This window comes from Paracoccus hibiscisoli, assembly GCF_005048265.1.
Taxonomy (GTDB): Bacteria; Pseudomonadota; Alphaproteobacteria; order Rhodobacterales; family Rhodobacteraceae; genus Paracoccus; species Paracoccus hibiscisoli.
Window position 1 is genome coordinate 129647 of the sequence record NZ_SUNH01000005.1, and the last position, 12847, is coordinate 142493.

Sequence of the window (12847 nt, forward strand, 5' to 3'; positions counted from 1 at the left end):
GTGAACGCCGATGCCGCCCACCAGAACAACATCATCGGCGCTGCCTGGATGATCGCCGCCATGGCGGCCTTTGCCGTCGAGGACGCGCTGGTCAAGGCCGTGACGACCGCGCTGCCCATCGGGCAGATCCTGATCGTCTTTGGGCTGGGGGGCGCGCTGATCTTTGCGGTCATCGCCCGGCGCCGGGGCGACGCGCTGATGACCCGCGATGTCGTCTCGCCCGCCATGCGCGTTCGCGTCATCTTCGAGATCACGGGGCGGCTCTTCTATGTGCTGGCGCTGGCGCTGATCCCGCTGTCGACCGCGACGGTGATCCTGCAGGCCACGCCGCTGGTCGTCGTGGCCGCGGCCGCCGTGATCTTTGGAGAGCGGGTGGGCTGGCGGCGCTGGACCGCCATCGGGCTGGGGCTGTCAGGCGTGCTGATCATCCTGCGTCCCGGGACCGAGGGCTTCTCGGCCCTGTCGCTGCTGGCCGTCGTGGGCATGTTGGGATTCGCCGGGCGCGACCTGGCCAGCCGGGCCGCCCCGCGCAGCCTTAGCACGGCGATCCTGGGCCTGTACGGCTTTCTGGCGCTGGCGGTCGCCGGGCTGATCGTCTGGCTGTGGCAGGGCGAGGCGTTTCGCCTCCCCGATGCGCAAGCGGGCTTGGCGCTGGCCGGGACCATCCTGGTGGGGGTGGGCGCCTATTCCTGCCTGATGAAGGCCATGCGCACCGGGGCCGTCTCGGCGGTCACGCCGTTCCGCTATACCCGGCTGCTGTTCGGCGCGGCCCTGGGCATCGTGCTGTTCGGAGAGACGCTGACCCTTGGCATGCTGGCGGGGTCCGGGCTGATCGTGCTTTCGGGCCTGTTCATCCTGTGGCGCGGCCAAAGGCGGGCAGCGGTCGGCTGACCCGCGCGCATCAGGCCGTGTGGCGCGCCCCTGGCGGTCTTGACCGGCCCGCGCCCGGACGGTTACGCTGGGGACCTGGATGAGGAGTGCGTGACGATGGACAGACCGGACCGGTAACCCCAGCCCCATGCAGGCCACGCGGCCTTCCGACCATCCGCATTCAGGAAATGATCATGCCCCGACTGTCAGGAAAGACCGCCCTCGTGACCGGGGCCGCGCGCGGCATCGGCGCGGCCATCGCACGCGCCTTTGCCGCCGAGGCGGCCCAAGTCATCGTCACCGATATCGACATGCCCCTTGGCCAGGCGATCGCCGCCGAAATCGGCGGCACCTTTGCCCGCCTTGATGTCGCCTCCGAGGCCGATTGGTCCGACATCGCGGACCGGTTCCCCGGGGTGGACGTGGTCGTCAACAACGCCGGCATCACCGGTTTCGAGGGGCCGTCCGACGCAATCCCGCCGGCCCATGACCCCGAACATGCCACGCTGGCCGACTGGCGCGCCGTGCACCGGGTGAACCTGGACGGGACGTTCCTGGGCTGCCGCTATGCGATCCGCGCGATGCGGGGCCGGGGCGCGGGGTCGATCATCAACATCTCGTCCCGCTCGGGTCTGGTCGGCATTCCGATGGCCGCGGCCTATGCCTCGTCCAAGGCGGCCATCCGCAATCACACCAAGACGGTGGCGCTGTATTGCGCGGCGCAGGGCCTGAACATCCGCTGCAACTCCATCCACCCGGCCGCCGTGATGACGCCGATGTGGGAGCCGATGCTGGGGCACGGCCCCGACCGCGCGGACCGCGAGGCGGCCATGGTCGCAGACACGCCGATGCGCCGCTTTGGCAGGCCCGAGGAGGTCGCGGCGCTGGCCGTCCTGCTGGCCTCGGACGAGGCCGCCTACATGACCGGCGCAGAGCTGACCATCGACGGCGGCATCCTGGCCGGATCAGCCGCCGCGCCGGGCAGCTAGGCGCAGGGCGCGTCAGCCGATCTGCGCTCTCCGGGCCTCACGGACCGACCTCCAGCCCCGCGATGGATGCGATCCGCACCGGCATGGGGTCTGCGGCTGGCGTGACGCCGCCGCCCTGCAGATCCACCGGAGGCGCGGCGGATCAGGGTTGGTGCCCGGGCACACCCGGCATGGGCTTTCGGTGCGGCCCGGCGCCTGGCCTGCGATCACCTGCCACAGTTCGGTCACGGGGTGGTCGGGGTCCAGCTGCTGGATCTCTCCCTCGATGCGGGTCTGGGGCGGGTATTCGACAAAGATCCCGGCACGATGCAGGATCGCGGGGGCCAGTTCCGTCTTGCCGGGACAGTCGCCGCCGACCGCGTTCAGATGGACCCCGCCGCCGACCATGTTGTCGGTCAGGATCGTGGCATATTGCTTGTCCGCGGTGCAGGTGGTGATGATCTGCGCGCCCAGGATCGCCTCCTCGGCGCTGGCGCAGGAGGTCACGCGCAGGCCGCGCCCGGCCAGGTTCGCGGCGCATTTGGCCGTGGCGGCGGGGTCGATGTCATACAGCCGCACCTCGCTGATGCCGCAGACGGCCTTCATGGCCAGGGCCTGGAACTCGGCCTGCGCGCCGTTGCCGATCATCGCCATGACGCTGGCGTCGCGGGGCGCCAGCCATTTCGCGGCCATGGCGCTGGTTGCGGCGGTGCGCAACGCGGTCAGGATGGTCATTTCCGACAGCAGCACCGGATAACCGGTCGCCACATCGGCCAGCACGCCAAAGGCCGTGACCGTCTGCAGGCCGCGGCGCATGTTGCCGGGATGGCCGTTCACATATTTGAACCCGTAATGCGTCCCGTCCGATGTCGGCATCAGCTCGATCACGCCGATGTCGGAATGGCTGGCCACGCGGGGCGTCTTGTCGAAGTCGGGCCAGCGGCGGAAATCGGCCTCGATGGCCTCGGTCAGCTCGACCATCAGCGGCTCGATCCCGATGTGGCGGACCAGGCGCATCATGTGATCGACGCTGACAAAGGGCACCATCGCGTGGCGGGAGGGCGGGGTCATGATGTGGGCTCCTGCGGGAAGGGGCGTTGCGGCCTTTGGGGCAGGATGCTGTGCGAAACGGGCCGGTTTCAACTGGACAATCCGTCAATCCGGTGGCCCTGCTGGCCGAAACGGACAGCAAAAGTGCCGAAATGGACGAACTGGACCAGAGGCTGATCGCCGAGCTGCGCCGCGACGGGCGCGCCCCCGTTCAGGCCTTGGCCGAGCGGTTGGGCGTCAGCCGCGCGACCGTGCGCCTGCGCCTGGCCCGCCTGCAGCAAGCGAACGAGATCCTGGGCTTTACCGCCATCACCCGCGGCGATGTGGCGGATGCGCCGGTGCGGGGGCTGATGCTGATCGGGATCGAGGGGCGGGGCGGTGACCGGATCATGGCGCGCCTGTCCGGCATGCCTGAGGTTACGGCGGTCCATGCCACCAATGGCCGCTGGGACCTGATCGTCGAGATATCGGCCCTGTCGCTGGCCGAACTGGACGAGGTTCTGCGCCGCATCCGCAATCTGGAGGGGGTCATGACGTCCGAGACGAACCTGCTGCTGTCGTCCCGCCGCGCGCGGTCGCGGGGGTAGAACTCTTAATGATGTTAAAAAACGGGATGAAACGATAAGAATTGTTGCGCGCATGCGCAGTTTGTGACTAATTGTGACAAACCGTGAGGGAGAGGGCATCATGACCGTGAATTCCAGCTATCGTGTCTGCGTGATCGGCCTGGGGTCGATGGGCATGGGGGCGGCGTTGTCCTGCCTGCGCGCCGGGCTGGCGACCAACGGCATCGACCTGGATGCGGGACGCCGCGACGCCTTTGCGGCGCAGGGCGCCGAGGGCGTCGCCGACGCGATCACGGGCCTGACCGGCGCTTTCGACGCGGTGATCGTGCTGGTCGTGAACGGCGCGCAGGCGCGGCAGGTGATCCTGGGTCAGGGGGGCGTCGCGGATCGCGTGGCACCGGGCGGCGCGATCATGGTCAGCTGCACCCAATCGGCCGATGATGCGCGCGCCCTGGGCGCCGATCTGGCGGCGCGCGGCGTGCTGATGCTGGACGCGCCGGTGTCGGGCGGGGCCGCCAAGGCCGCGCAGGGTGCGATGACGGTAATGGCCTCGGGTCCGGATGCGGCCTTTCACGCGCTGGCCCCGGTGCTGGAGGCGGTGGCCGCCAAGACCTATCGCATCGGGTCCGAGATCGGCCAAGGCGCGACGGTCAAGGTCATCCATCAGCTGCTGGCGGGCGTGCATATCGCCGTCGGCGCCGAGGCGATGGCCCTGGCCGCCCGCGCGGGCATCCCGCTGGACACGATGTACGACGTGGTCACCAACGCCGCCGGCAATTCCTGGATGTTCGAGAACCGGATGAAGCATGTGGTCGACGGCGATTACACGCCCACTTCGGCGGTCGACATCTTCGTCAAGGATCTGGGGCTGGTCACGGAAACGGGCCGCGCCATGGGCTTTCCCCTGCCGCTGGCATCGGCGGCCTTTGCCATGTTCCAGCAGGCGTCCAACATGGGTCACGGGGCCGAGGATGACAGCGCGGTCATCAAGACCTTCGCAGGCATCACCCTGCCGGAGGGCAAAGCATGAAGATCGGCGTCATCGCGGATGATTTCACCGGCGCGACCGACATCGCCGGTTTCCTGGTCGCGGGTGGCCTGACCACCACGCAGATGATCGGCGTGCCGGACGCGGATGCGCAGGTCGATGCCAATGCCGTGGTGATCTCTCTCAAAAGCCGCTCGAACCCTGCGGCGGAGGCGGTGGCCGACAGCCTGGCCGCGCTGGACTGGCTGCGCGCGCGGGGGTGCGCGCAGATCTATCAGAAATACTGCTCGACCTTCGATTCGACGGCTGAGGGCAATATCGGCCCGGTGGCCGATGCGCTGATGCAGGCCTTGGGCACCGACATCACGGTGATCTGCCCGGCGCTGCCGGTGAACGGGCGGTCGGTCTATCTGGGCCACCTGTTCGTCGGGCGCGACCTGCTGCAGGATTCGGGCATGCGCGATCACCCGATCACGCCCATGCGCGACAGCAGCCTGATCCGGCTGATGGAGGGGCAGGCGCAGGGCCGCTGTGGCCTTGTCGATGCGGCGACGGTCGATCAGGGGCCGCAGGCCGTGCGCGACCGCATCGCCGCGCTGCGGGCCGATGGTGTGCGTTACGTGGTGCTGGACGCGATCAGCGACGCGCATCTGGCGACCTTGGGGCAGGCCGTGGCGGACATGGCGCTGGTCACCGGCGGGTCGGGCCTGGGTTACGGCATCGCGCGGGCGGTGTCGGGCGGGGCCTGCGCGCAGGCGCAGGATGCGGGTGCGCCGCTGGACGGGCCGGGGGTGGTGATCTCGGGCTCGTGCTCGGTGATGACCAACCGGCAGGTCGCGGCCTATCGCGAATTGGCGCCGACGCTGGATGTGGACGTGGAGCGTTGCCTGGCGGACGCCGACGCCTATGGCGTCGAACTGGCCGACTGGGTGCTGGCGCAGCCGCAGGGCCGCGCGCCGATGATCACCGCGACCGCCGCTCCGGCGCGCCTGCGCGAGATACAGGGGCAGCACGGCGCCGCCGCGTCGGAGGCGGTCGAACGCACATTTGCTGCCGCCGCCGCGCGTCTGGCAGAGGGCGGCATCACCCGCTTCATCGTCGCCGGGGGAGAGACCTCGGGCTCGGTCACACAGGCGCTGCAGGTCACCGGCTTCGCCATCGGCCCCCAGATCGCGCCTGGCGTGCCGTGGGTCCGCGCGGTGGACAAGCCGCTGTCGCTGGCGCTGAAATCCGGCAATTTCGGGGCCGAGACCTTCTTCACCGACGCCCAGCAGGTGCCCGCATGAGCGCCGCCGACCGCATGGTGCTGCTGTGCCGCAGCCTGTTCGACCGCGGCTATTCCGTGGGAGGGGCGGGCAACGTGTCGGTCCGCAACCCCGATGGCGGCTTTATCGTGACGCCCACGGGCAGCAGCCTGGGCCGCCTGTCCGCCGATGCGCTGTCGGTGATCGGCGCGGATGGCGAACCGCTGCCGGGACCCAAACCGTCTAAGGAGTTCGCGTTCCATCGCGCGTTGTACGATGTGCGGCCGCAGGCGGGGGCCATCGTGCATCTGCATTCGACCTATCTTACCGCCCTGTCCTGCCTTGAGGGGTTGCCCCGCAACAACGCGATCCGGCCCTTCACCCCCTATTACGTCATGCGTATCGGGCACATGCCGGTCATCCCCTATTCCCGCCCCGGATCGCCGCAGATCGGGCTGGACCTGGCCGCCGCCGCGCAGGGCAGCAGCGCGCAGGCCTTCCTGCTGGCATCCCACGGGGTCGTGGTGCTGGGCCGCGACATCGACGATGCCGTCAACAATGCCGAGGAGCTGGAGGAGACTGCCAAGCTGCAGTTCATCCTGTGCGGCGAAAAGCTGCATTACCTGACCGAGGCCGAAATCGCCGAACTGGGCGGAGGATACTGACATGACCCGCATTGCCGCGAACCTTTCGATGCTGTTCACCGACGCGCCGTTTCTGGACCGGTTCGACCGGGCGGGCGCTGCGGGCTTTGACACGGTCGAGTTCCTGTTCCCCTATGACCACCCCATCGACGTGGTGAAGACCCGGCTGGACCGCAACGGGTTGCGCCTGTCGCTGATCAACGCGCCCGCAGGCGATTGGACGGCGGGAGAGCGGGGCTTTGCCGCGCGTCCGTCCAAACGCGCCGAATTCCGCGCCAGCGTGGAGCAGGCGATCACCTATGCCACGGGCCTGGGCTGTCCGCGCATCCACGTGATGTCCGGCATCACCGCGGGCGAACCCGACCGCGCCGCCTGCGAGGCGGTCTGGACCGAAAACCTGCGCGAGGCCGCCGACATGGCCGCAAGCGCCGGTCTGTTCATCAGCATCGAGCCGCTGAACAGCCGCGACGTGCCGGGATACTTCATCGCCCATCAGGACCCGACGCTGGCCCTGATCCAGGGGCTGGACCGCCGCAACGTCATGCTGCAGTTCGACGTCTATCACACGCAGATCATGGACGGCGACATCATCCGCCGGATCGAGCGGCTGAAGGGCGCCTATGGCCATGTCCAGATCGCGGGCGTCCCCGACCGCCACGAACCCGACACGGGCGAGCTGAACTACGCGGAGATCTTCGCGGCCTTCGACCGGACCAGATTCGACGGGCCGATGGGCTGCGAATACAACCCGCGCGGCCGGACCGAGGACGGTCTGGGCTGGGCCGCGCCCTATCTGCGCACGCCCGCATGATCCCCGCCGAACGCCAGCAGTTCATCCTGTCCTGCCTGGCCGAACGCGACATCGTCAGCATCGCCGACCTGGTGGACCGCCTGGGCGTGTCGCACATGACCGTGCGCCGCGACATTCAGGTGCTGGAGGATGCGGGCCGCGTCACCTCCGTCACCGGCGGTGTGCGCCTGTCGCGTAGGTTGGCGCAGGAGCTGCCGCACCTGCAGAAGGCCGCGATCAACACCGACGCCAAGCGTGCCGTGGGGCAGGCCGCGGCCGATCTGGTCCGCGACGGCATGGTGATCTATCTGGACGCGGGCACGACGCTGCTGGAGCTGGCGCGCCAGATCGCCGGGCGGCGGGGGCTGACGGTGGTGACGAACGATTTCGTCATCTGCGCCTGGCTGTCGACGCATTCCGACTGCACGCTGTATCACAGCGGCGGGCTGGTCGAGCGCGCGAACCAGTCCTGCGTGGGGGGCGCCGCCTCCGAGGCGCTGGCGCGGTTCAACTATGACATCGCCTTCATCTCGACTTCGTCCTGGACGGTGGCGGGGCTGAGTTCGCCCTCCGAGGCCAAGGGCCCGGTCAAGCGCGTCGCGGTCGATCGCGCGCGGCGCGCCGTGCTGGTGTCGGATTCGACGAAATACGGCGCGGTGGCGGCGATGAACATCCTGCCCGTCTCGGTCTTCGACACGGTCGTGACCGATGCGGGCATCGACGCAGAGGCGGCGGACGCCCTGCGCGAGATGGGCGTCCAGGTGATCCTGGCCCCCGACCTGAAGGGAGAGAGAGCATGACCATCGTGGTGACCGGCGGCGCCGGTTTTCTGGGCGCGCGCCTGATCGCCGCCCTGCTGAAGGACGGCGCAGAGCGCATCCTGTCGCTGGACCGGGTGGCCTGCCCGGTCGACGACGCGCGGGTGCACAGCCTGGTGGGCTCCATCGACGACGCGGATGCCGTGGCGCGGGCGCTGTCGGGGGGCGCGGAGACGGTCTATCACCTGGCCGCCGTGCTGTCGGGCCAGTCGGAACAGGATTTCGACACTGGCCTGCACATCAACGTCGATGCCACCCGCCTGCTGCTGGAAGCCTGCCGCAGGCTGGACCGCGCGCCACGGTTCGTGTTCACCAGCTCGCTGGCGGTGTTCGGCGGAGAGATGCCGCAGATCGTGCCGCCGACCATGGCGCTGATGCCCCAGTCCTCCTATGGCTGTGGCAAGGCCATTGGGGAACTGCTGGTCAGCGAATACAGCCGCAAGGGGTTCGTCGACGGGCTGACCGTGCGCCTGCCCACGATCTGCGTGCGCCCCGGCGCGCCCAATTCCGCGGCCTCCAGCTTCGTGTCCGGCATCATCCGCGAACCGGTGGCGGGGCAGGCGTCGGAATGCCCGGTGCCGCTGGACACGCGGCTGTGGATCAGCTCTCCGGGCGTGGCGGTGGACAACCTGGTCCGCGCGGGCCGGATTCCGGCCGCCGATCTGGGCCTCAGCCGCGTCATGGACATGCCCGGCATCACCACGACGCCCGCAGAAATGCTGGACAGCCTGGAACGGTTGGCGGGCCCGGAGGCCCGCGCCCGCGTCGCCCTGACCCGCGAGCAGCGGATCATAGACATCGTCTGCAGCTGGCCTGGCGCCTTTGACGTGACCCGCGCGCGTGCCCTGGGCTTTGGGGCGGATACCGATTTCGACGCGATCCTGCAGCAGTTCCTGGCAGATCGCTGAGCGTTTTCAACTGGAGGCGCCCCAACCGGGCGCAGTGGAGGAGTAACCCATGGCTGAACCCGGAATGGAGTTCCAGCTGATCGCAGGGCTTGGCTTTGCCATCTTCCTGCTGATCTTTCTGGTCGTAAAGACCAAGGTCCACGCGATCATCGCGCTGATCATCGCCGCATCCGTGTCGGGCCTGATCGGCGGCATGATGCCCGCCGACGTGATCAATTCGATCACCACCGGTTTTGGCCGCACGCTGTCCACCATCGGCCTGGTCATCGGCTTCGGCGTCATGATGGGCCGCATCCTGGAGGTGTCGGGCGCGGCCGAGCAGATGGCCTATTCGCTGATCCGCTGGGTCGGGAAAAAGCGCGAGGATTGGGCGATGGTCCTGACGGGCTATATCGTGTCGATCCCGATCTTCTGCGACAGCGCCTTCGTGATCCTGTCGCCGCTGGTCAAGGCGCTGGCGCGCAATTCCGGCAAGTCGGTCCTGACCCTGGGCATCGCGCTGGCGGGCGGTCTGATGCTGACCCACCATGCAGTGCCGCCGACCCCCGGCCCCCTGGGCGTCGCGGGCATCTATGGCGTCGATCTGGGGCTGATGATCTTCTGGGGGATCGTGTTCACCATTCCGGGCATGGCGGTCATCGTCTTCTACGCCCGCGCGATGGGCCCCCGGCTGGAGCGGATGATCCTGGCCGATACCGGAGAGGACATTGCCGCCGCCTATCGCCAGTTCGAGACCGCCGCCGATGACCGCCAGAAGGTCCTGCCGTCGCTGGGCCTGTCGGTCCTGCCGCTGGTGCTGCCGATCGTGCTGATCTTTATGAACACCATCGCCACGACCATCGTGCGCCTGTCCGACGACCCCGAACTGGCCAACAACATCGCGGTGCAGGCGATGTCGTTCTTTGGCAACCCGGTGATCGCGGTGGCGATGGGCCTGCTGGTCGCGATCTACACCCTGCTGCCGGGCTGCCCGCGGGAGGAGGTCCTGCGCTATATGGAGCAGGGCGTCGAAAGCGCGGGCATCATCCTGCTGGTGACCGGTGCGGGCGGGGCCCTGGGCTCGGTCCTGCGCGATTCGGGGGTGGGTGACGTGATCGGCCAGGCGGTGGCCGGGCTGGCCATTCCGGCGGTGCTGATCCCCTTTGTCATCAGTTCGCTGGTGCGGCTGATCCAGGGGTCGGGCACGGTCGCGATGATCACGGGCGCGTCGATCTCGGCGCCGATCCTGATGAACATGCCGGACGTGAACATGGTCTTTGCCGCGCAGGCGGCGGCTATCGGGTCGATGGTCTTCGGCTATTTCAACGACAGCTATTTCTGGGTCATCAACCGGATGCTGGGCGTGAAACAGGCGAAACACCAGATGCTGCTGTGGTCGGTGCCGACCACGCTGGCCTGGGGATCGTCGCTGGCGATGCTGCTGATCTGCAACGCGCTGTTCGGCTGACACGACCCCGAGACCGGCGGGCAGGGGCGGGCGCGACGTGCCCGCCCCTTGCCATGTCGGCCGCGCGGAACCAAAATGGCGCGACAGGGTTCCGCTGTCGCGCGCGATTGCGACACAGCAACAGAGGGTTGGCGAAACAGGATGGATGCTTCGAGTGACCGGCTGGCCCGTCCGGGGTGGAATTGCTGGCGGGTCGAACAGTCGGGGCGCTTTGCCGTCATTGCCGATGCCGACGAATATTTCCGCGTGGTGCGCCAGGCGATGCTGCAGGCGCGTCACAGCATCCTGATGATCGGGTGGGATTTCGACGCCCGCATTCATCTGGGCGACGCCTCGGACGGCGGCCCCCCCGCCTTGGGCGATTTCGTCATGTGGCTGGCGCGCCGCAGCCCCACACTGCATGTGCGTCTGTTGCGGTGGGATACCGGCGCGCTCAAGGCGCTGTTTCGCGGATCGACCCTGCTGACCATCCTGCGCTGGAAGATGCATCCGCGCATCACGCTGCGTCTGGACGGCAAGCATCCCTTTGCCAGCAGCCACCACCAGAAGATCGTGGTGATCGACGATTGCCTGGCGTTCTGCGGCGGCATCGACATGACCGAGGGCCGGTGGGACACGCGCGAGCATATCGACGACGATCCCCGCCGCACCAGCGCGGGCGGCAAGCCGCTCAAGCCATGGCACGATGCGACCAGCGCCTTTGACGGACCCGCCGCGCGGGCCCTAGGCGATCTGGCGCGTGACCGCTGGCGCATCGCCTCGGGCGAGGTGCTGGCCCCGATCAGCGATTCCTCGGGCTGCTGGCCCGAAGCGCTGGTGCCGACGTTCCGCGATGTGGCGCTGGCCATCGCGCGGACCCGCCCCGAGATCCCGGACGTGCATCCCGCCTTCGAGATCGAGCAGATGTATCTGGACCTGATCGCCCGCGCGCGGCGGGTGATCTATGCCGAAAGCCAGTATTTCGCATCCCGCCGCATTGCGCAGGCCATCGCCAAACGGCTGATCGAGGACGATCCCCCCGAGATCGTGATCATCAACCCGGTCAGCGCGCAGGGCTGGCTGGAGCCGCTGGCGATGGACACCGCCCGCGCGCAGCTGATCGAGGCGCTGCGCAAGCTGGATCATCGCGACAGGCTGCGCATCTATCACCCGGTGACCGATGCGGGCGCCGAGATCTATGTCCATGCCAAGGTCACGATTGTGGACGACACCTATCTGCGGGTGGGTTCGTCCAACTTCAACAACCGCTCGATGCGGCTGGACACGGAATGCGACGTGATGCTGGCGGCTGAACGCCCCGGCGCCGACGCCACCCGCGCCAGCATCACTGCCCTGCGCGACGACCTGCTGGCCGAGCATCTGGCCATGCGCCCCGAGGAGGTCGCCCCGGCCATCGCCGAACACGGCAGCCTGATCGCCATGATCGAGGCCCGCCGCGGGCCGCAGGGGCAGGGCCGCACCCTGATCCCCTACGAGATCCCCGAGCTGAGCGATTTCGAGGCCTGGCTGGCCGACAATGAGATCCTGGACCCGGAAGGGCCCGACAAGATCTTTGAGCCTCTGGGTAAGCGCAAGGGACTGATCCGCCGCATCCACTGGCCGCGCCGGCTGACCTGGCGGCGCAGGGCAGAGCGCCGCAAGGCGGGTTAATCCCCGTCAGGTCCGGTCGGCAGCCCCTTGCTGAGGCCGGACACGCTGACCCCGTTCAGCAGTCCCGCATCGATGGCCTTGCGGATCGCATGGCCGTTATCTTCGACCCCAAGGGCGGTGCGGGCCTGCCCCAGCCGGTACCGCAGCGCCGTCCGCGAGATGCCAAGCGCCGCGCAGGCCTGATCATAGGTCATGCCGCAGGCGATCGCCTCCAACGCGTCCACCAGGATCGGGCGCAGCGAGGCACCGCGTTCGACGATGTCATGCGCGCGGCGCAGCAGCTGGCTCATCCGGGTGATCTCGGTATCAGTGAAGTCGCGGTCGTCGCGAGCGGCCCCGATATAGGACCGCGATTCCGGCGGACCCCAGGACAGCGCCACCCCGTGGGTCAGGCCGTGGTCGCGGGCCTGGCCCATGACGTTCAGCGGGTCGGGCATGATGCGGGCCAGATCGCTCCAGCGGATGCTGCCCTGGTGCAGCACGCACCAGATGACCATCGGGTCGCCCACCCCCAGATTCGCGCGGGTATAGGCCTGGATCCAGCGCGACGGATAGGTCGAGATGCGCCGCACGGGCCGCGAATAGCGGATGTGCAGACCGATCGTAAAGCCGCGCGGCGCCAGCGCGGCCAGCGCCTCGTCGATCTGTTCGAGGGAAGAGGGGGACATGATGCGGACCCGGTCACCGTTTATGTGCAGGCATGTAGGCCCATGAGCCGGTCGCGGGCAAGGGCCGTGTCCTTTGTGCAACATAGCCTTCTGGGGCTATTTCGTTGCGGGGTGCGGGCGGGGTAACCCCTGTCGGGCGCAGGTTGCGCTTATTTTACCGGTAAAGGGCGACTTGCCCCGCTTTTCAGTTTTTCGGGGACGCCTTTCGGGGCGTCCCTTTTTTCATGCGCGGCCAA

At 68.3% G+C, this 12847-nt stretch carries 13 protein-coding genes; 11 read left to right on the plus strand and 2 right to left on the minus strand.

The features are described from left to right. Window positions 1–891 carry a DMT family transporter gene (locus tag FA740_RS03490; protein ID WP_277355189.1) on the plus strand — a complete coding sequence of 297 codons (891 nt, stop codon included), beginning with the start codon at window positions 1–3 and terminating at the stop codon, window positions 889–891. Between the two features lie 173 nt (window positions 892–1064). Beyond that, window positions 1065–1859 carry an SDR family oxidoreductase gene (locus FA740_RS03495; RefSeq protein ID WP_136855388.1) on the plus strand — a complete coding sequence of 265 codons (795 nt, stop codon included), beginning with the start codon at window positions 1065–1067 and terminating at the stop codon, window positions 1857–1859. Between the two features lie 12 nt (window positions 1860–1871). Here FA740_RS03495 and FA740_RS03500 read toward each other — a convergent pair whose 3' ends face one another. Beyond that, complete coding sequence (locus FA740_RS03500) at window positions 1872–2909, minus strand: ornithine cyclodeaminase (protein ID WP_136855389.1); 1038 nt, start codon at window positions 2907–2909, stop codon at window positions 1872–1874. 131 nt (window positions 2910–3040) lie between these two features. Between FA740_RS03500 and FA740_RS03505 the strand changes: the two genes are divergently transcribed. The 9 genes from FA740_RS03505 to FA740_RS03545 all read left to right on the plus strand — a co-directional run bounded on the left by FA740_RS03505 (window position 3041) and on the right by FA740_RS03545 (window position 11943). Next, complete coding sequence (locus FA740_RS03505; RefSeq protein WP_136855490.1) at window positions 3041–3475, plus strand: Lrp/AsnC family transcriptional regulator; 435 nt, start codon at window positions 3041–3043, stop codon at window positions 3473–3475. 100 nt (window positions 3476–3575) lie between these two features. Beyond that, entirely contained in the window at window positions 3576–4484 is a 909-nt protein-coding gene (gene ltnD / locus FA740_RS03510; protein ID WP_136855390.1) for an L-threonate dehydrogenase, read from the plus strand. Next, the gene (gene otnK, locus FA740_RS03515) at window positions 4481–5728 is read left to right on the plus strand and encodes a 3-oxo-tetronate kinase (RefSeq protein WP_136855391.1); all 1248 of its coding nucleotides are present in this window, start codon (window positions 4481–4483) and stop codon (window positions 5726–5728) included. Before ltnD ends, otnK begins: the two co-directional genes overlap by 4 nt. Continuing rightward, entirely contained in the window at window positions 5725–6351 is a 627-nt protein-coding gene (gene otnC, locus FA740_RS03520; RefSeq protein WP_136855392.1) for a 3-oxo-tetronate 4-phosphate decarboxylase, read from the plus strand. The genes otnK and otnC overlap by 4 nt, the downstream gene beginning before the upstream one ends. A gap of 1 nt (window position 6352) precedes the next feature. Then, a complete protein-coding gene (gene otnI / locus FA740_RS03525) occupies window positions 6353–7141 on the plus strand; it encodes a 2-oxo-tetronate isomerase (protein ID WP_136855393.1) in 789 nt (262 codons plus the stop codon). Next, the gene (locus FA740_RS03530; protein ID WP_136855394.1) at window positions 7138–7920 is read left to right on the plus strand and encodes a DeoR/GlpR family DNA-binding transcription regulator; all 783 of its coding nucleotides are present in this window, start codon (window positions 7138–7140) and stop codon (window positions 7918–7920) included. Before otnI ends, FA740_RS03530 begins: the two co-directional genes overlap by 4 nt. Then, window positions 7917–8846 (plus strand): D-erythronate dehydrogenase, encoded by a 930-nt coding sequence (denD, locus tag FA740_RS03535; protein WP_136855395.1) that lies wholly within the window; start codon window positions 7917–7919, stop codon window positions 8844–8846. The genes FA740_RS03530 and denD overlap by 4 nt, the downstream gene beginning before the upstream one ends. Window positions 8847–8895: 49 nt before the next feature. Beyond that, a complete protein-coding gene (locus FA740_RS03540; RefSeq protein WP_211243635.1) occupies window positions 8896–10293 on the plus strand; it encodes a GntP family permease in 1398 nt (465 codons plus the stop codon). A gap of 141 nt (window positions 10294–10434) precedes the next feature. Next, entirely contained in the window at window positions 10435–11943 is a 1509-nt protein-coding gene (locus tag FA740_RS03545; RefSeq protein ID WP_136855396.1) for a phospholipase D-like domain-containing protein, read from the plus strand. On the opposite strand, the gene FA740_RS03550 is transcribed toward FA740_RS03545, so the two are convergent. After that, a complete protein-coding gene (locus tag FA740_RS03550) occupies window positions 11940–12611 on the minus strand; it encodes a helix-turn-helix transcriptional regulator (RefSeq protein ID WP_169306205.1) in 672 nt (223 codons plus the stop codon). The two genes, FA740_RS03545 and FA740_RS03550, sit on opposite strands and share 4 nt — an antisense overlap. Window positions 12612–12847: the final 236 nt, after the last annotated feature.